Source organism: Kitasatospora sp. NPDC004272 (assembly GCF_053603035.1).
Genome location: NZ_JBSGET010000046.1, coordinates 1 through 22,824 on the forward strand (window position 1 = coordinate 1; position 22,824 = coordinate 22,824).

Below are 22,824 nucleotides of genomic sequence, written 5' to 3' on the forward strand. Positions count from 1 at the left end.
CCATTCACCCCCACGGGGGGCGGGGGGGGCCGCCGTGTTCCTTGGACCCCGGGATCATCCCCCGCCCCGGGCCCCCCCCCGCGTACGCGGCCCCGGCCGGACGCGCGTCCGCACGGACCCTCTCTCCTTGCCCGCCGCCGGAAGGGCCCCCGTGACCGACCCGTACACCGCGCCCGGACTCACCCCCGGCCACCTCGGCGCCCCCGCCGTCGAGCCCGAGGGCGCCCCGCCCGGCCTGCCGTACGGCGTCGAACCGCCCGACCCGGAGGAACTGCGCACCCGCGCCGCCTGCTGCCTGAGCGTGGCCGGACTGCTGGGCGTGGCGGTGGCGCTGGCGCTCACGCTGTTCGTGCTCTGGCCCGAGGGCAAGAAGCCCGCCCCCGACTACCCCGGCGGCGGCAGCGGCCAGGTCCAGGTGTCGGTGGCGCAGGGCGCCAGCCTCACCCAGATCGGCAAGGCGCTGACGGCCAAGCACGTGGTCGCCTCCACCCAGGCGTTCACCGAGGCCGCCGCCAAGAGCCCGGCGGGCAACAACATCCACCCCGGCACGTACACCCTCAAGGAGGAGATGTCGGCGGTCTCCGCGCTCAACGTGCTGCTCGACCCGTCCAACGCCAACGCCCTGACCATCCCCGAGGGCTGGCGCTCCACCCAGGTGTTCACCGCGATCGACTCCCGGCTCGGCCTGAAGCCCGGCACCGCCAAGGCCACCGCCGAACAGCACCTCGGCGACCTCGGCCTGCCCGCCGGCGCCTCCGGCCACCTGGAGGGCTACCTCTACCCGGCCACCTACCCCGTCACCGGCGACAGCACCGCGCTGAGCCTCCTCAAGGACATGGTCAAGGAGGCCGACGGCAACCTCGACGGCCCCTCCGTCGCCGACGCCGCCACCGCCAACGGAGTGACCCCGTACGGCCTGCTGGCCGTCGCCAGCCTCGCCCAGGCCGAGGCCGACAACCCCGAGGACATGGCCAAGGTCGCCCGGGTCGTCTACAACCGGCTCGCCAAGAACATGCCGCTCCAACTCGACTCCACCATCAACTACGCGCTCGGCCGCTCCACCCTCACCACCACCCGGGACGACACCAGGCTCGACTCCCCGTTCAACACCTACGCCCACCCCGGCCTGCCGCCCACCCCGATCGGCAACCCCGGCCGGGACGCGCTGCGCGCCGCGATCCACCCCGCCGACGGCGACTGGCTGTACTTCGTCACCGTCCAGCCCGGTGACACCCGGTTCACCGACAGCGAGGAGCAGCAGCGCAAGAACGTCGACGAGTTCAACGCCTACCGGGCCCAGCACTCCTCGCCCCAGCCCTCCGACTCCCCGTCCCCGTGAACGGTGAACAACCCGTGGTCGGGCCATTTGGCTACGCTGCGGTACGGTAACGTCTCCCACCACGTGCTCCTGGTAGCACGCTGGTTCGACGGACACCCTGGATGCGGCAAAGGGGATCGATGACTGATCAAAGCGGGCGCTACGGCTCCCAGGGCGACCAGCCGTGGTACCCCGGGGAACAGCTCCAGCCCCAGGACCCGTACGGACAGCAGTACGTGCAGCAACAGCAGCAGCCGGGTTACCCGCAGCAGCCGGGGATGCCGCAGCAGGACGGCTCGTACGGCGGGCAGCAGCAGTTCGCGCAGCAACAGCAGCAGGGGTACCCGCAGCAGCAGGGCGGTTCGTACGGCGGCGAGCAGCAGTTCGTCCAGCAGCAGCAACAGCAGCCGGGGATGCAGCAGCAGGGCTACCCGCAGCAGCAGATGCCGCAGCAGGGCGGCTCGTACGGCGGGCAGCAGCAGTTCGGGCAGCAGCAGCAACAGCAGCCGGGGATGCAGCAGCAGGGCTACCCGCAGCAGCAGATGCCGCAGCAGGGCGGCTCGTACGGCGGCCAGCAGCAGTTCGGGCAGCAACAGCAGCAGCAACAGCAGCAACAGCAGCAACAGCAGCAGCCGGTGCAGCAACAGCAGCCGGTGCAGCAGCAGCGCCCCGCTCCGCGCCAGGAGCCGGCGGGTGGTCCCGGGCCGGACGGCATCGACTGGGAGGCCGAGGCCGCCGCGCTCGACGGCCCGGCCCGGGGCGGGCAGCGGGCCGCCGAGCCCGAGCACGACCGGGCGGACGAGCAGGAGGACTGGGCCGAGGACGAGTACCTCGACGAGGAGGAGGGCCGGGACGGCTCGTTCTTCTCCGAGCAGGACGACTCCCGCGAGGCCGAGCGCAAGCGCAAGGAGAAGGGCAAGAAGTCGGGCCGCCGCAACGGCGGCGCCTGCCTGGTGGTCGCCCTGGTGCTGCTCGGCGGCATGGGCGGCGCCGGCTGGTGGGGCTACGGCTTCTACCAGGACCACTTCGGCCCGCCGGCGGACTTCAAGGGCGACGGCAGCGGCGCGGTCAACATCACCGTCAAGAACGGCGCCGTCGGCGACTCGATCGGCAAGATGCTGCTGGACGCGGGCGTGGTCAAGAGCGTCAAGGCGTTCACCAACGCGTACGAGAAGGACTCCCGGGGCCGCGCCATCCAGCCCGGCACCTACACCCTGAAGCACCAGATGTCCGGGGAGGCGGCGCTCAAGGAGCTGGTGGAGGCCAACGGCGGCAACGTGCTGATCATCCCGGAGGGGCTGCGGGCCTCCGCGATCTACACCAAGATCGACGAGAAGCTCAAGCTCCAGGCGGGCAGCACCGCCCAGGCCGCCAAGGACCAGGCCGGCTCGCTCGGGCTGCCCGCCGAGGCGAACGGCAACCCGGAGGGCTACCTCTGGCCGACCCGCTACTCGGTCGCCGAGGGCATGAAGCCCGAGGACCTGCTCAAGCAGATGGTGTCCAACGCCGTCGAGAAGTACGGCGCGCTCAAGCTGGACGAGGCGGCGCAGAAGCTCGGCCTGAAGAACGGGTACGAGGTGCTGACCGAGGCCAGCATCCTGCAGGCCGAGGGCAACAACTCGGAGGACTACGGCAAGATGGCCCGCGCCATCTCCAACCGCCTGAACACCAACGTCACCCAGCACAAGCTCGCCCTGGACACCACGCTCCAGTACCAGTTGGGCCGCAAGGAGCTGACCTACAAGGAGGTCAACGACGGCTCGCTGAAGTACAACACCAACATGAACCCCGGTCTGCCGCCGACCCCGATCGGCAACCCCGGCGAGGAGGCCATCCAGGCCGTCCTCAATCCGACCCCGGGCGACTGGGCGTACTGGCTGGCGGTCTCGCCCACCGAGACCAAGTTCGCGGCGACGGACACCGAGCACGCGCAGAACACCAAGGACTGGTGCATCTCCCGGGGCATGCAGTACGACCCGAAGCAGGTCGTCTGCAAGTGAGCGCACGCGCGCGGCCGGTCCCCGCGACCGGCCGCGCCGCCGTGTTCCGGTGGGTGGAACGGCTTTGCGGGGCAGCCGGGTGGGGCGAGTAGCGTGATCCGGATGGAGACACCGGAGAAGACGCCGCACCTGCCCGAACCCGCCCTGCTGGAGGCCGCCCACGTCGACGTGGTGCGGGGCGGGCAGTACCTTTTGCGGGACGTCTCGCTGACCGTCCGGGCCGGCGAGCACTGGGCGGTGCTCGGGGCCAACGGGGCGGGCAAGAGCACCCTGCTGTCGCTGCTCGGCGCGGTCGAGCACCCCACCGCCGGCACCGTGAAGGTGCTCGGGCGGCAGCTCGGCCGGGTCGACGTCCGGGAGCTGCGGGCGCACCTCGGGCACGTCAACCCGCGGCACCCGCTGCGCTCCCCGCTGACCGTCCGCCAGGTCGTGCTGACCGGCACCACGCAGACCATCGAGCCGGACCTGTGGCACAAGCCCACCGCCGAACAGCTCGACCACGCCGAGGAGTTGATCCGCACCCTGGGCATCGCGCACCGCGCCGAGAACCCCTGGACCACGCTCTCCCAGGGCGAGCGCGGCCGGGCCCTGATCGCCCGCGCGCTGATGCCCGAACCCCGGCTGCTGCTGCTCGACGAACCCGCCACCGGGCTCGACCTCACCGCCCGCGAACAACTCCTGGAGAGCCTGGACGAACTGCGCGCCCGCTACCCCGAGGTGGCGTCCGTGCTGGTCACCCACCACCTGGAGGAGCTCCCCGAGACCACCAGCCACGCCCTGCTGCTGCGCGACGGCCTGACCACCGCGGCCGGCCCGGCCACCGAGGTGCTGACCACCGACCTGGTCTCCGAGTGCTTCCGGCACCCGATCCGGATCGCCCACAGCGAGGGCCGCTGGTCCGCCCGCACCCGCCGGGGCACCGAGTGAGCGCACTCCCCGCCTGGACGCTGCGCCCCGCCACCGCCGCCGACCTGGAACCGCTGGTCGAGCTGCGGGCCGGGGCGATGCGCCCCGACCTGGAGCGGCTCGGCCGCTACGACGAGCACCGGGTCCGGCAGCGGATGCGCGACGCGTACCGGCCCGAGCACACCTCGGTGGTCGAACTGCCGGGGCCCGCCGAGCCGTTGGCCGGCTGCCTGGCGCTCGCCCCCGACGAGCGCCCCGGCACCCTGCTGCTGGAGCACTTCTACCTCCGCCCGGAACTGCACGGCCGCGGCCTGGGCACCGCGGTGCTGCGCGCGGCGCTGGACCGGGCCGACGCCGCGGGCCTGGCCGTCCGGCTGAACGTGCTGCGGGGCAGCCCCGCCCGGCGGCTGTACGAACGGCACGGCTTCGCGCTGGAGTCCGAGGACCCGGTCGACGTTTACCTGCACCGCCCCGCCCGTCCCGTTGATCCTGGAAAGGCCGTTTCGTGACCACCCCGCACCGGGCCGCCGTGCTCGGCTCGCCGATCGCCCACTCGCTCTCCCCGGCCCTGCACAACGCCGGGTACGCCGCGCTCGGGCTCGCCGACTGGCACTACGACCGGTACGAGATCGACGAATCGACCCTGGCGGACTTCGTCGCCGGGCTCGACCCCGCCGAGTGGGCCGGACTGTCGCTGACCATGCCGCTCAAGCGGGCGGTCCGCCCGCTGCTGGACACCGTCAGCGCCACCGCCCGCGCGGTGGACGCCGTCAACACCGTGGTGATCGACCGCGACGGGCGGCGGCACGGCGACAACACCGACGTCCCCGGCCTGGTCAACGCGCTGCGCGAACGCGGCGTCGAACGGGTCGAGTCGGCCGCGGTGCTGGGCGCCGGGGCCACCGCCTCCTCCGCGCTGGCCGCGCTGGCCCAGGTCTGCGACGGCGAGGTGACCGCGTACGTGCGCAGCGCCGAGCGGGCCGCCGAGATGCGGGAGCTCGGGGAGCGCCTCGGCGTGCCGGTGCGCACCGCCGACTGGGCGGACGGCGCGCGGGCGCTGGACGGGCCGCTGACCGTCTCCACCACGCCGGTCGGTGCTACCGACGGCTTCGCGGCGCAGCTGACGGCGGCCCCGGGCGTGCTGTTCGACGTGCTGTACCACCCGTGGCCGACGAAGCTGGCCGCGGCCTGCCTGGAGCGCGGCGGCACCGTGCTGGGCGGGCTCGACCTGCTGGTGCACCAGGCGGTGCTGCAGTTCGAGCGGTTCACCGGCGTGGAGCGCGGCCCGCTGGCCGCGATGCGGGCGGCCGGGGAGGCGGCGCTCGCGGGCTGAGCGGGCTGAGCGGCAGGGTGGGTCGGCAGGCGTCGGGCAGGCGGGCGTCGGGCAGGCGGGCGGACGGGTCGAGCAGGTCGTCGTGCGGGGGGCGGCGGTGCTGTCCACTTCCTGACGTCCGCTGTCCGCCACGCGGACCGTGGCCCCGGTGACCTGCGGGACGTGAAAGGATCGGATCCGCCCCGTCGCGTTCCCGCGGCCGGGCAGGACGAGACGCCGGGCCGGCCGCCGTTCACGGCGCGGGCCGCTGACGAAGGAGCTTTCGGTGGGTAGCTTGCGCTGGCTCACGGCGGGGGAGTCGCACGGCCCCGCTCTGGTCGCGACGCTGGAGGGCCTGCCGGCCGGGGTGCCGGTCACCACCGCCATGGTGGCCGACGCGCTGGCCCGCCGACGGCTCGGTTACGGTCGCGGCGCGCGGATGAAGTTCGAGCAGGACGAGGTGACCTTCCTCGGCGGCGTCCGGCACGGCGAGACCATGGGCTCCCCGGTCGCGGTCATGGTGGGCAACACCGAGTGGCCGAAGTGGGAGCAGGTCATGTCGGCCGACCCGGTCGACCCCGAGGTGCTGGCTGGCCTGGCCCGCAACGAGGCGCTGACCCGCCCCCGCCCCGGCCACGCCGACCTGGCGGGCATGCAGAAGTACTCGATCGACGAGGCCCGCCCGATCCTGGAGCGCGCCAGCGCCCGGGAGACCGCGGCCCGGGTCGCGCTCGGCGCGGTCGCCCGCTCCTACCTCAAGGAGACCTGCGGCATCGAGATCGTCAGCCACGTGGTGGAGCTGGCCGCCGCCAAGGCCCCGGCCGGCGTGCTGCCGCTGCCCTCCGACGAGGCCCGCCTGGACGAGGACCCGGTGCGCTGCCTGGACGCCGACGCGTCCAAGGCGATGGTCGCCGAGATCGACCAGGCCCACAAGGACGGCGACACCCTCGGCGGCGTGGTCGAGGTGCTGGCGTACGGCGTGCCGGTCGGCCTCGGCTCGCACGTGCACTGGGACCGCCGGCTGGACGCCCGGCTGGCCGCCGCGCTGATGGGCATCCAGGCGATCAAGGGCGTCGAGGTCGGCGACGGCTTCGAGCTGGCCCGGATCCCCGGCTCGCAGGCGCACGACGAGATCGTCCCCACCCCCGAGGGCATCAAGCGCACCTCCGGCCGCTCCGGCGGCACCGAGGGCGGCCTGTCCACCGGCGAGCTGCTGCGGGTGCGGGCCGCGATGAAGCCGATCGCGACCGTCCCGCGCGCGCTGCAGACCCTGGACGTGCGCACCGGCGAGCCCGCCAAGGCGCACCACCAGCGCTCCGACGTGTGCGCCGTCCCGGCGGCCGGCATCGTCGCCGAGGCGATGGTGGCGCTGGTCCTGGCGGACGCGGTGGCGGAGAAGTTCGGCGGCGACAACGTCTCCGAGACCCGCCGCAACGTGCAGTCGTACCTCGACAACCTGATCGTCCGATGAGCACGCCGGCCACGCCCGCGGTGGTGCTGGTCGGCCCGCCCGGCAGTGGCAAGTCCACCGTCGGGCGGGTCCTCGCCGAACGCCTCGGGCTGCCGTTCCGCGACACCGACGCCGACGTCGAGCAGGCCGCCGGCAAGCCGATCCCGGAGATCTTCGTCGACGAGGGCGAGCCGCACTTCCGGCAGCTGGAGCGGGAGGCCGTCCGGGCCGCCGCCACCGGCTACGCCGGCGTGCTGGCGCTCGGCGGCGGCGCCGTGATGGCCGAGGAGACCCGGGCGCTGCTCGCCCCGCTGCCGGTGGTGTTCCTGGAGGTGGCGCTCGGCGACGCGGTCAAGCGGGTCGGCCTGGACGCCCCCCGCCCGCTGCTCGCGGTCAACCCCCGGGCCCGCTGGCGCGAGCTGATGGAGGCCCGCCGCCCGCTCTACCTGGAGGTCGCCACCGCCGTGGTCGACACCGAGGGCCGCACCCCCGAGCAGGTCGCCGACGCCGCACTCGAAGCACTGGAGTTGAAGGACCCCCATGTCTGACGCCGACATTGTCAGGATCCAGGTCGCGGGCAGCGACGGCCACGCCCCGTACGAGGTGCTGATCGGCCAGCAGTTGCTCGGCGAGCTCGCCCCGCTGATCGGCCCGAAGGCCAAGCGGGTCGCGATCATCCACCCGGAGGCGCTGGAGGCCACCGGCGAGGCGATCCGCGAGGACCTCGCCGGGCAGGGCTACGAGGCCATCGCCCTGCAGGTGCCGAACGCCGAGGACGCCAAGAGCGCCGAGGTGGCCGCGTACTGCTGGTCGGTGCTCGGCCAGACCGGCTTCACCCGCAGCGACGTCGTGGTCGGCCTCGGCGGCGGTTCCACCACCGACCTGGCGGGCTTCGTCGCGGCCACCTGGCTGCGCGGGGTGCGCTGGATCTCGGTGCCCACCACGCTGCTCGGCATGGTCGACGCGGCCGTCGGCGGCAAGACCGGCATCAACATCGCCGAGGGCAAGAACATGGTGGGCGCCTTCCACCCGCCTGCGGGCGTGCTGGCCGACCTCGGCACCCTGGAGACGCTCGGCAAGCACGACTACGTCTCCGGCCTGGCCGAGGTGATCAAGGCCGGCTTCATCGCCGACCCGGTCATCCTCGACCTGATCGAGGCCGACCCGGAGGCCGCCACCAGCCCGTCCGGCCCGCACACCCTGGAGCTGATCCGGCGCGCCATCCAGGTCAAGGCCGACGTGGTCTCCGGCGACCTGAAGGAGTCCGGCCGCCGCGAGATCCTCAACTACGGCCACACCCTGGGCCACGCCATCGAGCGCAACGAGCGCTACAAGTGGCGGCACGGCGCGGCGATCTCCATCGGCATGGTCTTCGCCGCCGAACTCGGCCGCCTGGCCGGACGGTTGGACGACGCCACGGCCGACCGCCACCGGGCCGTGCTGGCCTCCGTCGGCCTGCCGCTCACCTACCGCGCGGACGCCTGGCCGAAGCTGCTGGACGCCATGAAGATCGACAAGAAGTCGCGCGGCGACCTGCTGCGCTTCGTCGTCCTGGACGGCCTGGCCAAGACCTCCATCCTGGAGGGCCCGGACCCGTCCGTGCTGGTCGCCGCCTACGGGGAGGTCTCCGGATGAGCGGGCCCGTCCTGGTGCTCAACGGCCCCAACCTGGGCCGCCTCGGCTCCCGCGAGCCCGACGTGTACGGCTCCACCTCGTACGCCGGACTGGTCGAGCGGTGCGCGAAGCTCGGCGCCGAACTCGGTCTCGACGTGGAGGTCCGGGAGACCAACTCCGAGGCGGAGATGGTCGGTTGGCTGCACGAGGCGGCGGACGCCGGGACCCCCGTGGTGATCAACCCCGGCGCGTTCACGCACTACTCGTACGCCATGCGCGACGCCGCCGCGCAGCGCACCGCGCCGCTGATCGAGGTGCACATCTCCAACCCGTACACCCGCGAGACCTTCCGCCACAATTCGGTCATCGCGGCCGTCGCCTCCGGCACCATCGCCGGATTCGGCCTCGGTTCGTACGAACTCGCCCTGCGCGCCCTCGCCGAGCAGCTCACCAGCCGCTGACGGCACCCCGGCCCGGTGGCGGACTTGTGCCCGCCACCGGGCCCACGTGTACATTCGGCGCAGGGAGGTGGCGGTGAGCCAGTACGCGCAGAACCAGCACGCGGGGGGCCAGGTGCCGCCCCGGCCGGCTGCTGCCCCGCACCCGCATCCGCACCCGCACCCGACGGGCCATCAGCCGCCGTACTCCGGAAGCACCCAGCCGATGCCCGCCCTGGGGCCCACCGCGCCCCGGCCCGACCGGCCGACCGTGCCGCTCAAGGCCGTCGCCCCGATAGCCCCCGGCGGGACCGGACACTTCCTGCTGCCCAGCGGAACCGCCGTCCAACTGCCCGCCCCGCCCCCGCACCAGCCCGCGCTCCCCGCCCCGGTCCCGGTCGGCCCGATCGCCGTCCTGCTGATCGGCGCGGCCGGCGCCGGCAAGACCACCGTCGCCCGCTACTGGGCCGAGCGCCGCCCCACCCCCACCGCCCACATCAGCCTCGACGACGTCCGCGAGTGGGTCCAGTCCGGCTTCGCCAACCCGCAGTCCGGCTGGAACACCGACTCCGAGGCCCAGTACCGGCTCGCCCGCCGCACCTGCGGCTTCGCCTGCCGCAACTACCTCGCCAACGGCATCTCCTGCATCATCGACGACGCCGTCTTCCCCGACCGCCCCGCCATCGGCCTCGGCGGCTGGAAGCGCCACATCGGCCCCGGCATGATCCCCGTCGTCCTCCTCCCCGGCCTCGATCGCGTCCTCGCCCGCAACGCCGAACGCTCGGGCAACCGGCGCCTCTCCGACGACGAAGTCGCCCGCATCCACGGCCGGATGGCTGGCTGGCGCACCTCCGGCCTCCCGATCATCGACAACTCCAACCTCAGCGTGCCGGAGACGGCGGCGGCACTGGACCACGCGATCCTGAGCCGGTTGCAGGGGCGTTGAGGGTTTGCTGCGCGGTGAGGGGGTTCCGCTGCGCGGCGAGGGGGTGGGGTGTGCCGGGGACGGCGGCGGCGCGGCGGAGCGCGGTGCTGGGCCGGTTGCAGGGGCGTTGAGGGTTTGCTGCGCGGTGAGGGGGTTTCGCTGCGCGGCGAGGGGGTGGGGTGTGCCGGGGACGGCGGCGGCGCGGCGGCGCGCGATGCTGGGCCGGCTGCACGGGCGTTGAGGGTTCGCTGCGCGGTGAGAGGGTTGGGCGGGGGAGAGGCGGCGGGGCTGGGGCATGCGGTGCCGAGTGGGTTGCGAGCGGGCTGGGGTTTCGCTGCGCGGCGCGGGGGTTGGGGCGGGGAGGGACGGCGGCGGCGCGGGGGCGCGCGATGCTGGGCCGGCTGCACGGGCGTTGAGGGTTCGCTGCGCGGTGAGAGGGTTGGGCGGGGGAGAGGCGGCGGGGCTGGGGCATGCGGTGCCGAGTGGGTTGCGAGCGGGCTGGGGTTTCGCTGCGCGGCGCGGGGGTTGGGGCGGGGAGGGACGGCGGCGGCGCGGGGGCACGCGATGCTGGGCCGGTTGCAGGGGCGTTGAGGGTTCGCTGCGCGGCGAGGGGAGGTGGCGGCGGGGCTGGGGTGAGGGGGTGTGGGGTCGGGGGCGGGTGGGTCAGTTCTCGGTGAAGTAGTGGTCCTCGTTCAGGTCGTCGAGCAGGCTCGGGTGGGTGGGCTGCCAGTCGAGCAGGGTGCGGGTGGTCTCGGCGGAGGCGGGCATGTCGAGGGGGACGATGCGGGACAGGAAGCCGAAGTGTTCGGCGGCGCGGGCTTCTTCGACGGGGGCGGTGGGGAGGCCGAGGCGGATGCCGATGCGCTCGGCGATCTCGCGGAAGGGGACGCCCTGGTCGTCCACGCCGTGCAGCCGGCTGCCGGCGGGGGCGTGTTCGAGGGCGAGCCGGTAGAGGCGGGCCGCGTCGAGGGTGTGGACGGCGGGCCAGCGGTTGGTGCCCTCGCCGAGGTAGCCGGAGGTGCCGGTGGTGCGGGCGGTGCGGATCAGGATGGGGACGAAGCCGTGCCGGTCGAGCGGGCTGTGCACGACCGGGGGCAGCCGGACGACGCTGGTGCGCACGCCCTCGGCGGCCGCGTCGACCAGGGCCTGTTCGGCTTCGGTGCGCGGGGCGCCCGGGGCGACCCGGGTTTCGAGGGAGAGCCGGCCGGGGGCGCCGCCCGCGCCGGTGCCGCCGGTGCCGACGAGGGGCTTGCCGGTGCCCGCGAGCGCCTCGACCAGGGCCCGGACGGCCTTCAGGTCGTCGGCCATCGCGCCGGCGTAGTCGCCGCCGAGCATCGCCTCGTGCTTGAAGGCCAGGTGCACGACGCCGTCGGCGGCCGCGGCGGCGGCCCGCAGGCCGTCCAGGTCGTCGAGGTCGCCGCGGCGGACCTCCGCGCCGAGGGCGGTGAGGGCGGCGGCGGAGGCGTCGGAGCGGGCCAGGCCGGTGACCCGGTGGCCGGCCGCGAGCAGGTCGGGGACGAGGGCGGAGCCGAGGTGGCCGGTCGCTCCGGTGACGAAGACGTGCATAGTGGACCTCCAGTGATGAGACCTTGTCCCGTCACCATAGCCCGTGGAGCCGCGTGATGCGACCAAGTCCCGTCACGTAGACTTCGGATCATGGCCAGATGGGACCCGAACGCCCGCGAGCGGCTGGGGCGCGCCGCGCTGGAACTCTTCGTCCGGCAGGGCTACGACCGCACCACCGTCGCCGAGATCGCCGAACGCGCGGGCCTGGCCAAGAGCACTTTCTTCCGGCACTTCGCGGACAAGCGCGAGGTGCTCTCCGGCGGTGACGCGCTGGCCCGGCTGTTCACCGGCGCGATCGCCGCCGCCCCGCCCGGGGCCGGGCCGCTGGAGGCCGCCGGGGCCGCGCTGGCCGCCGCCGGGGAGCAGGCCTTCACCGCCGAGCGGTACGGGACGGTCTGCGAGCGCCAGCAGGTGATCGCCGCCAACCCCGAGCTCACCGAGCGCGAACTCCTCAAGCGCGAGGCCCTCGCCGCCGCCCTCGCCGCCGCCCTGCGCGAGCGCGGCGTCCCCGAGCCGGCCGCCGTCCTCACCGCCCAGCTCACCCTGCTCGCCCTGGGCACCGCCCTGGCCCGCTGGACCGCCCGCCCCGGCCAGGACTTCACGGCCCTGGCCCGCGAGGCGCTCACCACCCTGCGCGACACCGCCGCCACCCTCTGAAGGAGCCCCCGTGCGCCCGCCCGTCGCCGACATCGGCGAGCACGACGCCCTGATCGTCCGCACCGACCACACCGACGGCCACGAGCCCGGCTGGCAGGCCCTGCGCGCCGCGCTCGGTGCGGACGTCCACCTGGTCGACGACCCCGGCTGGGCCGACGCCGCCCCCGCCGAGGTGGTGGCCGCCGCCCGGGCCACCGCCGACGGCGGCCCGAACGTGCTGTTCCTCGCCGACCGCACCGCGCTGACCGGCCCCGGCCACCCGCTGCTCGCCGTCACCACGCTGCTCCCCGAGGACTGCGCGGAGCCCGGGTGGTACGCCCAGGAGATCGAGCACGGCGCCGAGTTCCGCGCCCTGGCGGCCGCCGTCGGGGAGATCAACGCCAACCTGTCGATCGGCAACCTCGGCTTCGAGGAGTTCGCCGCCGCCGCCCGCCGCGACCCGGAGGGCTGCTACCGGCCCGGGGCCGGCTGACCGGGCTGTCCGTGCGCCCTGGGAGGATGGACTCCTCGCCGACCACCACGACCGAGGAGTTGACGCCGGTGCCCGAGGGGCATGTGATCCACCGCCTGGCCAGGGAGAACGACGAGCGGTTCGGCGGCCGCCCGGTCCGGGTGTCCAGCCCGCAAGGGCGCTTCGCGGAGGGGGCCGCGCTGATCGACGGGCGGGTGCTGGACGAGGCGGAGGCGCACGGCAAGCACCTGTTCCTCGGCTTCGGCGAGCACTGGCTGCACGTGCACCTGGGCCTGTACGGCAAGTACGAGTTCGGTGCGGGCGGGGCCCCGGCGCCGGTCGGCCAGGTCCGGCTGCGGATGGTCAACGACGGCGGCTACGCCGACCTGCGCGGCCCGACCGCCTGCGAACTGCTCACCCCCGCCGAGAAGGCCGCCGTCCACCGCCGGCTGGGGCCGGACCCGCTGCGCCCGGGCGAGGCGGGCGACGCGGCCTGGCAGCGGATCTCCCGCAGCGGCAGCACGGTCGCCGCCCTGCTGATGGACCAGAAGGTGCTGGCCGGCGTCGGCAACGTCTACCGCGCCGAGGTGCTGTTCCGGCTCGGCATCAGCCCGCACCGGGCCGGCCGCGACCTCTCCCGCGCGGAGTGGGACGCGATCTGGGCCGACCTGGTCGCCCTGATGCACGACGGCGTGGCCGCCGGCCGGATCGACACCGTCCGCCCCGAGCACACCCCGGAGGCGATGGGCCGCCCCCCGCGGGTGGACGACCACGGCGGCGAGGTGTACGTCTACCGCCGGCACGACCAGCCCTGCCTGGTGTGCGGAACCCCGGTCCGCACCGAGGAGTTGGCGGCCCGGAACCTGTTCTGGTGCCCGCGCTGCCAGCAGGTCTGACGGGCCGTCGGCGGATCAAGCCTTGACGCAAGGTTGACCACGCCTTGGGCGAGGGCCCGGAACGGCGCTCCTATTGTCGGGTGCATGCCCGTGCAACCGTTCCAGGGCCCGCGCCCCACCCCGGCGCTCCCGGTCCTGCCGTACCGCAAGCCCACCAGGGGACGCGACTACTGGGTGCTGGACGACGTCCTGCCGGACCCGGACGCGGTGCGGGCCCGGCACCTGGCCCGCACCGACTGGGACGAGGGCTACCCGCACCGGCCGGAGTCCTGGCCGGGGCTGCGCGCGATGCCCGGGCTGGAGCCGGACGAGCTGGCGCACGTCGAGGAGCTGGTCCGCGGGGCCACCGGGGCGGAGCGGATCTGGGCGCTGGACGAGGCCGGGGGCGGCACCTTCAACCACAACTGCGTGCAGGTGGTCGGCGCGGGGGAGTGCGAGCCGCGCCCGCACACCGACTCGCGCTCGCTGTGCCGGTACGCCGCCGTGCTGTACCTCAACCCGGCCGTCCCCAAGCGCTGCGGCACCAGCTTCCACCGGCAGAGCTTCCCGGGCGGCCGGCTCGGCGGCAACAGCGTGGTCGCCCCGCACGACAACCTGGTGGACGCGCTCGGCACCCGCTTCGTCCCGCCGGACTCGTTCACCGAGGACCTGGCCGTCCCGCACCGCTACAACCGGCTGCTGCTCTACACCGCCAACCTGATCCACACCGCGACCGAGTACCACGGCGCGACGCTGGAGCAGAAGCGGATGACCTGCGTCTTCTTCTGGATGGCCTGAGCCGCCCGGACGGCCTGACCGCTCGTCAGCACGGCCCTGACCAGGCGTGATCTGCGCCACCCGGACCCGGGGGCGCCCTTGCCGCCGCGCCCCCGGCGGGCCTACGGTGGGCGGGCCGTGGTGTTCGGGAAGCCGGTGCACTGCGTCCGTCACGAGAGTGGGACGCAGGAGTCCGGAGCGGCCCTCGCCACTGTGATCGGGGAGTCGTCGGCTCCCACCCCGTGCCACTGGCCGCTCGCGGCCGGGAAGGCCGGGAGCCGGCGCGCAACACCCCGTCAGCCAGGAGACCGGCCACGGCATCTCACGAAGTGATCCACGAGGTGCTGGAGCGTGAACGCGGATGACCGCGCATGAGTCGACCCTGCCCGGGCACAAGCCCGGCTCCCCCCTTCCCTCCTTCCGCTGGCGGCGCGAGGACACCCTGCGCACGGCCGGCCTGATGGCGGTGATCCTGGCGCTGCACGTGGTGGCGTTCGGGACGCTGCTGTTCCTGGTGGCGCCGTACGACTACAAGGTCGGCACCCAGGTGTTCGGCGTCGGCCTGGGCGTCACCGCCTACACCCTGGGCATGCGGCACGCCTTCGACGCCGACCACATCGCGGTGATCGACAACACCACCCGCAAGCTGATGGCGGACGGCCGCCGCCCGGTCTCGGTGGGCTTCTGGTTCGCGCTCGGCCACTCCTCGATGGTGGTGCTGATGGCCGGCCTGGTGGCCGGGGGCGCGGCGCTGGCGGGCACCCTGATGGACGAGGACTCCACCACCCACCGGGTGCTCGGCACCATCGGCACCACCGCGTCCGGCGCCTTCCTCTACCTGATCGCGGCGCTCAACCTGGTGGCCCTGCTGGGCATCTGGCGGGTGTTCCGGGCGATGCGGGCCGGCCAGTACGACGAGGCCGAGCTGGAGAAGCACCTGAACGCCCGCGGCCTGCTGGCCCGGCTGCTGAACCGGGCCACCCGCTCGATCAGCCGCCCCGGCCAGATGTTCCCGGTCGGGATGGTGCTCGGCCTGGGCTTCGACACCGCCACCGAGGTGACCCTGATGGTGATGGCGGGCTCCGGCGCGGCCTCCGGGCTGCCCTGGTACGCGGTGGTCTGCCTGCCGCTGCTGTTCGCCGCCGGAATGAGCCTGTTCGACACCCTGGACGGCACGTTCATGAACTTCGCCTACCAGTGGGCGTTCGCCAACCCGGTCCGCAAGGTGTACTACAACCTGACCATCACCGGGCTGTCGATCGCGGTGGCCTTCGTGATCGGCACCATCGAGCTGGTCGCGGTGCTGCACGACAAGTTCGACCTGGCCGACCCCGTCACCGGATGGATCGCGGGCCTCAGCCTGGACAACGTCGGCTTCGTGATCGTCGGCCTGTTCGTGGTGGTCTGGGCCGCCGCGATCGGCTACTGGCGGATCGCCAAGCGCTCCCGGGCCTTCGGCGGAGCGGGCGCCGGGGCCTCCTGACGCACCGTCGGGCGGGTCGCGCAGTACAGTTCGGTGGACCTCCCCGGCCGCCGGAGCGCGGCCCGCCCCGACCCGAACAGGGACCCCGCGTGCCGGAACCCGACCTCGTCACCCAGGCCCTCGCCCGCAACCTCAAGCGGATGCGCCTCGACCGCGGCCACACCCTGGACGCGCTGGCCGCCCGTTCCGGGGTCAGCCGCGGCATGGTGGTCCAGATCGAACAGGCCCGCACCAACCCGAGCATCGGCACCGTGGTCCGGCTCGCCGACGCGCTCGGCGTCTCGATCGCCCGGCTGCTCGACTACGACGCCGCCTCGGCCGTCCGGATCGTCCCCGCCGAGGAGGCCGTCCGGCTGTGGACCGGCCCCGACGGCGGCAGCGGCACCCTGCTCGGCGGCGCCGAGGCCCCCGGCCCGCTGGAGCTGTGGGCCTGGCTCCTGCACCCCGGGGAGTCGCACGCCTCCGACCCGCACCCGCCCGGCAGCGTCGAGATCGCCCGGGTCGACGAGGGCGTCCTCACCCTCGTCCTGGACGGCCGTGAGCACCGCGTCCCGGCCGGGTCCACCGCCTCCTACGAGGCCGGGACCGCGCACGGCTACCGCAACGACGGCGAGGTGCCCTGCCGGGTCACCATGGTGGTCTCCGTCCCCCCGCCCGGCGCCTGAACGGGCGAGGGGCCCCGGGCGAACCCGGGGCCCCTCGCTCCGCGCGCCGTCAGCCGCCGTACCGGCGCCGGTACAGCTCGACCCGGCCCTCGGTGTCCATCAGGCGGGCCCGGCCGGTGTAGAACGGGTGGCTCGCCGAGGACGTCTCGACGTCGACCACCGGGTACGTCCGCCCGTCGGCCCACTCGACCGTCCGCTCGCTCGCGGCGGTGGAGCGGGTCAGGAACGACAGGCCCCCGGTCTTGTCCCGGAACACCACCGGACGGTACTCGGGGTGGATTCCCTGCTGCATGACTGCTTCCTCCTCGCTGGGTGCGTGCTGGATCGGACGGGTGCGGGTCAGCGGGCCTCGCGGAACTCCACGTGCCGCCCGGCCACCGGGTCGAACTTCCGCAGGACCATCCGGTCCGGGTCGTTGCGGCGGTTCTTGCGGGTCACGTACGCGAAGCCCGTCCCCGCCGTGGACCGGAGCGTGACCACCGGTCGCAGTTCGCTGCGTGCCATCGTCTCGACCTCCCTCTCCCGGCAACGATTGCCGTTTTCACTACGCCACAACACGGGCACCCCCGCGGGCATTCCCCACCCGCCCAGCCGGTTCCGACAGGCGGCCGCCCCGACCCGTTCGTACGCTCGGACCATGTCCGACGCGCACGCCGCCCGACGCGAACGCCTCCGCGAGTACTGCAGCGCCTCCGGGGCCGACGCCGCGCTGATCACGCGCGCCGCCAACGTCCGCTACCTCACCGGCTGCCCGCCGCTGGGCGCCGCGCTGCTGCTCACCCGCGACCGCGCGGTGCTCGCGGCGCCCGAGGGCGCCGAACCAGAGGAGGGCGGCGAGCGGCAGGCCGACCCCGAGGTCACCCGGTTGCCGGTGCCCGCCGAGGCGGACGCCGCGTCCGCCGCCGCCGAGGCCGCCGCCCGGCTGCGGGTGCGCGACCTCGCCGTCGAGGAGCACGACCTCACCGTGACCAGGCACCGCACCGTCGCCCGGCTCGCCGGGGCGGTCCGGCTGCTCGACCTGGACCGGGCGGTGGAACGGCTGCGGGTGGTCAAGGACGAGTACGAGATCGCCGACCTGCGGATCGCCGCCGAGATCGCCGACCAGGCCCTCGGGGAACTGCTCGAATCCATCCTGGTCGGCCGCACCGAGCGGCACCTGGCGATGGAGCTGGAGCGCCGGATGATCGACCACGGCGCCGACCGGGCCGCCTTCCCGGTCTCGGTCGGCACCGGCAGCCACTCCGGCCTGGAGCAGCACCAGCCCACCGACCGGCGGGTCGAGGAGGGCGACTTCCTCACCGTCGCGCTCGGCGCCCGCTACCGCGGCTACGGGATCTCCACCGCCCGCACCTTCGTGATCGGCGCCGCCCCCGCCGCCTGGCAGGTCGAGCTGCACCGCCTGGTCTTCCGTGCCCAGCGGGCCGGCCGGGAGGCCCTCGGACCCGGCGTCGAGCAGCACGTCCCGGACGACGCCGCCCGCTCGATCCTCCAGGCCGCGGGCCACGCCGAGCACTCCGTCCACGCCCTGGGACACGGCATCGGGCTGGAGATCCGGGAGGCTCCGCGCCTGGGGCCCGCCGACATGGGTAAACTGGACAATCGCGTGCCGGTCACCGTCGGTCCAGGGGTCCATCTCCCGGGCCGGGGCGGCGTCCGGATCGAGGACACGCTCGTGGTGCGGCCTCCCGAGGAGGGCGGGCCCGAGCTGCTCACCATCACCACCAAGGAGCTCCTCGCGCTGTGACCGGAGCCGGTCGCGGTGGCGCGCGGCTTGGTGTTCCTTGACAGCGGACATATCAGGAGTAAGTGCGCCCGTGGCTACCACGAACGATCTCAAGAACGGCATGGTCCTCAAGCTGGACGGCGGCAAGCTCTGGACCGTCGTCGAGTTCCAGCACGTCAAGCCCGGCAAGGGCCCGGCCTTCGTTCGCACCAAGCTGAAGGAGGTCCTCTCCGGCAAGGTCGTCGAGAAGACCTTCAACGCGGGCATCAAGGTCGAGACCGCCAACGTCGACAAGCGGACGATGCAGTACTCGTACCGCGACGGCGACGCGTTCATCTTCATGGACATGGACACCTACGACCAGGTCCCGGTCGACTCCGCCACCGTCGGCGACGCCGCCAAGTACCTGCTGGAGGGCTTCGAGGCCCTGGTCGCGCAGAACGAGGGCGTCCCGCTGTACGTCGAGCTCCCCGCCGCGGTCGAGCTGGTCATCTCCGAGACCGAGCCGGGCGTGCAGGGCGACCGCTCCACCGGTGGCACCAAGCCCGCCACCCTGGAGACCGGTGCCGAGATCCAGGTGCCGCTCTTCGTCACCACCGGCGAGAAGGTCAAGGTCGACACCCGCGACGGCAGCTACCTCGGCCGGGTCAAGTAACCGTGGCCGCTGCTCGTAGCAAGGCCCGCACCCGGGCCTTCCAGATCCTGTTCGAGGCGGACCACCGAAGCGTGTCCCCCGAGCGGGTGCTCGCCGACTGGATCGCGCGGGCGCGCGACCCCCGTCCGGACGAGGGCATTCCGCAGGTCGCGGAGTACACGATGCAGCTGGTCGAGGGGTACGCGCAGCACGCGCGCACCATCGACGACCTGATCTCCACCTACGCGGTGGGCTGGACGCTGGACCGGATGCCGATCGCCGACCGCAACGTGCTCCGGCTCGGTGCATACGAGCTGATCTGGGAGGACGGGACGCCCGACGCGGTGGTCCTGGACGAGGCGGTGGAGATCGCCAAGGAGTTCTCCACCGACGAGTCGCCGGCCTTCGTGAACGGCCTGCTCGCCCGTTTCATGGAGCTCAAGCCGAGCATCCGGCGCTGAGCCCCGCACGCCCCCCCCGGAGGCCGTCGGACCTGTTGGTCCGGCGGCCTCCGCGCGTAAGCTACCGGCAAGTAGTTTCTGTTCCGCCGCGCAGAAGGGCCGCGAAGCCATGCCGGAAAGCACCCCCGCCTTCGAGTTCGACCAGGGGATCGCGCTCACCCCGCACCCCGACGAGCCCGGCCGTCACGACGGCGAACTCGGCGACGGCTGGCAGATCGGCGGCGGCGTCAACGGCGGCCTGCTGCTCGCCTTCGCCGCGCACGCGCTCGCCCGGGAGGCCGGACCGGCCCACCCGCACCCGCTCACCGTCAGCGGCACCTACGTGTCCGCCTCCCGGCCCGGGCCCGCGACCGTCCGCACCGAGATCCTCCGGCGCGGCCGCAGCCTCACCACCGGCAGCGCGATCCTCTCCCAGGACGGCCAGGAGCGGCTGCGGGTCACCGCCTCCTTCACCGACCTCGCCGCGCTCGACGAAGAGGTCTCCACCACCGCGCTCCCGCCCGAACTGCCCGCCCCCGAGCAGTGCGTGGGCGTCGAGCACGCCCCGCGCGAACTCCTCACCCAGGCCGCCCTGCTGGAGCGCCTCGACCTCCGGCTCGACCCGGCCACCATCGGCTGGGCGGTCGGCCAGCCGTCCAAGCAGGGGCGCATCCAGGGCTGGTTCCGGCTCGCCGACAAGCGCCCCGCCGACGCGCTCTCCCTCCTCCTCACCGCCGACGCCCTCCCCCCGGTCACCTTCGACCTCGGCCGCCCCGGCTGGGCCCCCACCATCGAACTCACCGTCCACGTCCGCGCCCTGCCCGCCGACGGCTGGCTGCGGGTCTCGCACGCCACCCGCAACGTGGCCGGCGGGTACTTCGAGGAGGACTGCGAGGTCTGGGACGAGAACGGGCGACTGGTCGCCCAGTCCCGGCAGTTGGCCATGGCGCCCCGGTAGGGGGCGTTCGGGGGCTCGGGGAACGGCGAGACCGTGGCTGCTGCGGGTTCACTGCCGTGGCGCGCGTCGGCTTCCGGTTCGGTCAAAGGCGCGCAGCAGCACGGACACTTCGATGGGCCCCGGCCACCAGCAGCACGGACTCGCCGTTCCCGAGCCCCTGTCGGGGCTCTCTCCTGACGGTCAGTTGCAGAGTTGTGACAGGGCGTGTGTGTGGGACGGGTGTGGGCGGGGAGGAGTGGGGCAGCAGTTGCTCGACCGAGATCCCCGGGAGCCACCGATGTCCAGGAACAGCCGCCGGCCGCGCCGTTGCAGTGCAGAGCCCTCGCAGCGGAGCGAGGAGGCGTTCGTGACGGGCATCCTGACCAGCGAGGCGGACTTCGAGCGGGTGCGGTCCTGGCGGGTGACGGACGCGCCGGACTACGGGACGTACCTGCGGGAGGCCGGGGAGCTGCTGGCCGGGGCGGTGGAGGAGTACGGGACGGTCCGGGCGCGGATGTTCCACCCGGAGGACTTCGAGGACTACTGCCTGCTGCACGGGCTGGACGTGCGGGAGCAGGCCGCGCGGGACGGCTACCTGGTCAACCCGCCGCTGCGGACCCAGCTGGTGACCTACCGCGGCGAGGACCTCGCGGACTTCCTGCCCCGGCTGGTCCGGGCCCGGGAGGGCGGCCTCGTGCTGTGCCACGCCGACCTGCTGATGGACGGCGCGCTGTGCGGCGCCGAGGGCGCGGCGGCCGACCCGCGGGTGCGGTGGACGTACCAGCAGGCGTCGGAGGTGTTCCGGCGGGTGCTGGTGGGCGCGGGCTGCGGGGCCTACGAGTTCCGGGTGGTGGTGGACGCGCCGGGCGGGCCGCTGGAGGCCCGGGCGCGGGTGCTGCACTGGGAGGACGGCGCGGTGCGGATCAACGACGAGGACCTGGACCTGGTCACCGCGGTGCTGTGCGCCGGGCTGTACTGCGAGCTGCCGGGCGCCGCGGTGCTGCACGGGACGCAGGGCTCGGGCGCGCTGTGCGGGGAGTACCGGCAGGTGGCCTGGGCCTGGCGGAGCACCGGCTACGAGTGGTCGCCGGCCGAGCTGGCGGTGGCCGGGGTGGCCGCGGCCCCCGGGTTCAGCCTGGGCACGGTGGTCTGAGCTGGCGGCGGTTCCGGGGCGGCGACAGCGGGGCGGGACACCGGGCTATTGCCGGTGTCCCGCCCCGCTGTGACGTTTCTTCAGACGGCGAGTCGACCGCAGGTCAGCTCGCGTCCTCCTCGCGGACGGCGCGCCGCGCGTCCGGGTTCAGCACGCCCCAGCTGATCAGCTGCTCGGTGAGGATCGAGGGGGACTGGTCGTAGATGACGGCCAGCGTGCGCAGGTCGTCCTGGCGGATCGAGAGCACCTTGCCGTTGTAGTCGCCGCGCTGCGACTGGATGGTCGCGGCGTAGCGCTGCAGCGGGCCGGCCTTCTCGGACGGGACCTGGGTGAGCCGCTCCAGGTCGAGGACCAGGCGCGGCGGCGGCTCGGCGGCGCCGCCCGGGGTGCCGCCGGGCAGCAGCTCCTGGACCGGCACGCCGTAGAACTCGGCCAGCTCGGCGAGGCGCTGGACGGTGACCGCGCGGTCGCCGCGCTCGTAGGAGCCGACGACCACGGCCTTCCATCGGCCCTGGGACTTCTCCTCGACGCCGTGCAGGGAGAGCCCCTGCTGAGTGCGGATCGCCCGGAGCTTGGCCCCGAGCTGCTTCGCGTAGTCGCTGGACATGGATCTCCCCGGACGAGATTGCTGCGCGTGCGCTTGCTTCGCGTGCGCCGAAAAGTGAGCGACGGAGGGCTCGCTGCGGAGCACCTTCGTAACTCACTGTGAGGTTACGTAGAGTGAGGGTTGCGCGTCAAGCCGAATGGGGCACTCGTGCGAACGGGCGGCGAACGGCCTTCGATCAGCACGCTGCTACCATTGACGCGGCTCCGGCTGCGGCCGGAAACCATTCCAGACATCCTTTAAGACCCGTCCCGTGAGGCGGGGAAGGAGGTCCGCTTCGGCATGACCACACCCAGTTCCACCCCCCGCGCCCCGCACCAGGTGCTGGACGCCACCGACATCGCCCGGGTCGTCACCCGGATCGCCCACGAGATCGTGGAACGCGCCAAGGGCGCGGAGGACGTGGTGCTGCTCGGCATCCACACCCGCGGTGTCCACCTGGCCCGCCGGCTGCAGGCCAAGCTGACCCAGATCACCGGCCGGGACATCCCGTTCGGGACGCTGGACATCACCATGTACCGGGACGACCTGCGGCTGAAGCCCGCGCGGGCCCTGGAGCACACCGAGATCCCGGCCGAGGGCATCGACGGCAAGCTGGTGATCCTGGTCGACGACGTGCTGTTCTCCGGCCGGACCATCCGGGCCGCGCTCGACGCGCTGGGCGACATCGGCCGTCCGCGCGCCGTCCGCCTCGCCGTCCTGGTCGACCGCGGGCACCGCGAACTCCCGATCCGCGCCGACTACGTGGGCAAGAACCTGCCCACCTCGCTGCGCGAGGCCGTGCAGGTCCGGCTGGCCGAGTCCGACGGCCTGGACGCCGTCCTGCTGGGCGACCGCGACTACGCCGCCCGCTCCTCCCAGGCCCTGGCCGCCGACCCCGAACTCCCGGAGTAGAAC

The 22,824-nt window shown here is 73.8% G+C and carries 26 protein-coding genes and 1 riboswitch; of the genes, 22 read left to right on the forward strand and 4 right to left on the reverse strand.

Annotated features, from left to right (window positions below):
- Positions 1-151 precede the first annotated feature (151 nt).
- The 10 genes from mltG (ACWEO5_RS16330) (at position 152) to ACWEO5_RS16375 (ending at position 9,983) form a co-directional block, all read left to right on the forward strand.
- On the forward strand, positions 152-1,339 hold the full coding sequence (gene mltG / locus ACWEO5_RS16330; RefSeq protein ID WP_452163008.1) for an endolytic transglycosylase MltG: 1,188 nt from the start codon (positions 152-154) through the stop codon (positions 1,337-1,339).
- Between the two features lie 119 nt (positions 1,340-1,458).
- Positions 1,459-3,318 carry an endolytic transglycosylase MltG gene (gene mltG / locus ACWEO5_RS16335; RefSeq protein ID WP_452163009.1) on the forward strand — a complete coding sequence of 620 codons (1,860 nt, stop codon included), beginning with the start codon at positions 1,459-1,461 and terminating at the stop codon, positions 3,316-3,318.
- A gap of 102 nt (positions 3,319-3,420) precedes the next feature.
- Complete coding sequence (locus ACWEO5_RS16340; RefSeq protein ID WP_344551449.1) at positions 3,421-4,245, forward strand: ABC transporter ATP-binding protein; 825 nt, start codon at positions 3,421-3,423, stop codon at positions 4,243-4,245.
- Entirely contained in the window at positions 4,242-4,733 is a 492-nt protein-coding gene (locus ACWEO5_RS16345; RefSeq protein ID WP_452163010.1) for an N-acetyltransferase family protein, read from the forward strand. The genes ACWEO5_RS16340 and ACWEO5_RS16345 overlap by 4 nt, the downstream gene beginning before the upstream one ends.
- Positions 4,730-5,557 carry a shikimate dehydrogenase gene (locus ACWEO5_RS16350; RefSeq protein ID WP_452163011.1) on the forward strand — a complete coding sequence of 276 codons (828 nt, stop codon included), beginning with the start codon at positions 4,730-4,732 and terminating at the stop codon, positions 5,555-5,557. Before ACWEO5_RS16345 ends, ACWEO5_RS16350 begins: the two co-directional genes overlap by 4 nt.
- Before the next feature lie 265 nt (positions 5,558-5,822).
- On the forward strand, positions 5,823-7,007 hold the full coding sequence (gene aroC / locus ACWEO5_RS16355; RefSeq protein WP_344551446.1) for a chorismate synthase: 1,185 nt from the start codon (positions 5,823-5,825) through the stop codon (positions 7,005-7,007).
- A complete protein-coding gene (locus ACWEO5_RS16360; RefSeq protein WP_344551445.1) occupies positions 7,004-7,534 on the forward strand; it encodes a shikimate kinase in 531 nt (176 codons plus the stop codon). The genes aroC and ACWEO5_RS16360 overlap by 4 nt, the downstream gene beginning before the upstream one ends.
- Entirely contained in the window at positions 7,527-8,621 is a 1,095-nt protein-coding gene (aroB, locus tag ACWEO5_RS16365; protein ID WP_452163012.1) for a 3-dehydroquinate synthase, read from the forward strand. Before ACWEO5_RS16360 ends, aroB begins: the two co-directional genes overlap by 8 nt.
- Positions 8,618-9,061: a type II 3-dehydroquinate dehydratase gene (gene aroQ, locus ACWEO5_RS16370; protein ID WP_452163013.1), complete on the forward strand. Its 444-nt coding sequence runs from the start codon at positions 8,618-8,620 to the stop codon at positions 9,059-9,061. The genes aroB and aroQ overlap by 4 nt, the downstream gene beginning before the upstream one ends.
- 202 nt (positions 9,062-9,263) lie before the next feature.
- Positions 9,264-9,983: an AAA family ATPase gene (locus ACWEO5_RS16375; RefSeq protein ID WP_452163014.1), complete on the forward strand. Its 720-nt coding sequence runs from the start codon at positions 9,264-9,266 to the stop codon at positions 9,981-9,983.
- Positions 9,984-10,625: 642 nt separating this feature from the next.
- Here ACWEO5_RS16375 and ACWEO5_RS16380 read toward each other — a convergent pair.
- Entirely contained in the window at positions 10,626-11,528 is a 903-nt protein-coding gene (locus ACWEO5_RS16380; RefSeq protein ID WP_452163015.1) for an SDR family oxidoreductase, read from the reverse strand.
- A 90-nt stretch (positions 11,529-11,618) separates the two neighbouring features.
- Here ACWEO5_RS16380 and ACWEO5_RS16385 point away from each other — a divergent pair, with 90 nt between their 5' ends.
- From ACWEO5_RS16385 to ACWEO5_RS16410, 6 genes are all read left to right on the forward strand, one after another.
- Positions 11,619-12,185 (forward strand): helix-turn-helix domain-containing protein, encoded by a 567-nt coding sequence (locus ACWEO5_RS16385; RefSeq protein WP_452163016.1) that lies wholly within the window; start codon positions 11,619-11,621, stop codon positions 12,183-12,185.
- Between the two features lie 10 nt (positions 12,186-12,195).
- Positions 12,196-12,657, forward strand: coding sequence for a DUF6924 domain-containing protein (locus ACWEO5_RS16390; RefSeq protein ID WP_452163017.1), 462 nt, complete (start codon positions 12,196-12,198; stop codon positions 12,655-12,657).
- Positions 12,658-12,725: 68 nt separating this feature from the next.
- Entirely contained in the window at positions 12,726-13,532 is an 807-nt protein-coding gene (locus tag ACWEO5_RS16395; RefSeq protein WP_452163041.1) for an Fpg/Nei family DNA glycosylase, read from the forward strand.
- An 84-nt stretch (positions 13,533-13,616) separates the two neighbouring features.
- Complete coding sequence (locus ACWEO5_RS16400) at positions 13,617-14,309, forward strand: DUF6445 family protein (protein ID WP_452163018.1); 693 nt, start codon at positions 13,617-13,619, stop codon at positions 14,307-14,309.
- A gap of 101 nt (positions 14,310-14,410) precedes the next feature.
- A riboswitch (cobalamin riboswitch) is annotated at positions 14,411-14,619 on the forward strand.
- 30 nt (positions 14,620-14,649) lie between these two features.
- Positions 14,650-15,771: a HoxN/HupN/NixA family nickel/cobalt transporter gene (locus tag ACWEO5_RS16405; protein ID WP_452163019.1), complete on the forward strand. Its 1,122-nt coding sequence runs from the start codon at positions 14,650-14,652 to the stop codon at positions 15,769-15,771.
- Between the two features lie 89 nt (positions 15,772-15,860).
- Positions 15,861-16,436: an XRE family transcriptional regulator gene (locus ACWEO5_RS16410; protein ID WP_452163020.1), complete on the forward strand. Its 576-nt coding sequence runs from the start codon at positions 15,861-15,863 to the stop codon at positions 16,434-16,436.
- A 49-nt stretch (positions 16,437-16,485) separates the two neighbouring features.
- Here the strand turns inward: ACWEO5_RS16410 and ACWEO5_RS16415 are convergent, their stop codons facing one another.
- Positions 16,486-16,728, reverse strand: coding sequence for a type B 50S ribosomal protein L31 (locus tag ACWEO5_RS16415; RefSeq protein WP_344551436.1), 243 nt, complete (start codon positions 16,726-16,728; stop codon positions 16,486-16,488).
- 47 nt (positions 16,729-16,775) lie between these two features.
- Positions 16,776-16,940, reverse strand: coding sequence for a 50S ribosomal protein L33 (rpmG, locus tag ACWEO5_RS16420; protein WP_344551435.1), 165 nt, complete (start codon positions 16,938-16,940; stop codon positions 16,776-16,778).
- Between the two features lie 133 nt (positions 16,941-17,073).
- Here rpmG and ACWEO5_RS16425 point away from each other — a divergent pair, with 133 nt between their 5' ends.
- The 5 genes from ACWEO5_RS16425 to ACWEO5_RS16445 all read left to right on the forward strand — a co-directional run bounded on the left by ACWEO5_RS16425 (position 17,074) and on the right by ACWEO5_RS16445 (position 21,323).
- Positions 17,074-18,180 (forward strand): aminopeptidase P family protein, encoded by a 1,107-nt coding sequence (locus ACWEO5_RS16425; RefSeq protein ID WP_452163021.1) that lies wholly within the window; start codon positions 17,074-17,076, stop codon positions 18,178-18,180.
- Between the two features lie 70 nt (positions 18,181-18,250).
- Positions 18,251-18,814: an elongation factor P gene (efp, locus tag ACWEO5_RS16430; protein WP_452163022.1), complete on the forward strand. Its 564-nt coding sequence runs from the start codon at positions 18,251-18,253 to the stop codon at positions 18,812-18,814.
- Positions 18,815-18,816: 2 nt separating this feature from the next.
- Positions 18,817-19,254 (forward strand): transcription antitermination factor NusB, encoded by a 438-nt coding sequence (gene nusB, locus ACWEO5_RS16435; RefSeq protein WP_344551433.1) that lies wholly within the window; start codon positions 18,817-18,819, stop codon positions 19,252-19,254.
- Positions 19,255-19,363: 109 nt separating this feature from the next.
- Positions 19,364-20,191, forward strand: a complete 828-nt coding sequence (locus ACWEO5_RS16440) for a thioesterase family protein (RefSeq protein ID WP_452163023.1) — start codon at positions 19,364-19,366, stop codon at positions 20,189-20,191.
- A gap of 346 nt (positions 20,192-20,537) precedes the next feature.
- Positions 20,538-21,323, forward strand: coding sequence for a hypothetical protein (locus ACWEO5_RS16445; RefSeq protein WP_452163024.1), 786 nt, complete (start codon positions 20,538-20,540; stop codon positions 21,321-21,323).
- A 103-nt stretch (positions 21,324-21,426) separates the two neighbouring features.
- On the opposite strand, the gene bldD is transcribed toward ACWEO5_RS16445, so the two are convergent.
- Complete coding sequence (bldD, locus tag ACWEO5_RS16450) at positions 21,427-21,930, reverse strand: transcriptional regulator BldD (RefSeq protein ID WP_030459171.1); 504 nt, start codon at positions 21,928-21,930, stop codon at positions 21,427-21,429.
- Between the two features lie 279 nt (positions 21,931-22,209).
- Between bldD and pyrR the strand changes: the two genes are divergently transcribed.
- Entirely contained in the window at positions 22,210-22,821 is a 612-nt protein-coding gene (gene pyrR, locus ACWEO5_RS16455; protein WP_344551430.1) for a bifunctional pyr operon transcriptional regulator/uracil phosphoribosyltransferase PyrR, read from the forward strand.
- The last annotated feature ends 3 nt before the right edge of the window (positions 22,822-22,824 follow it).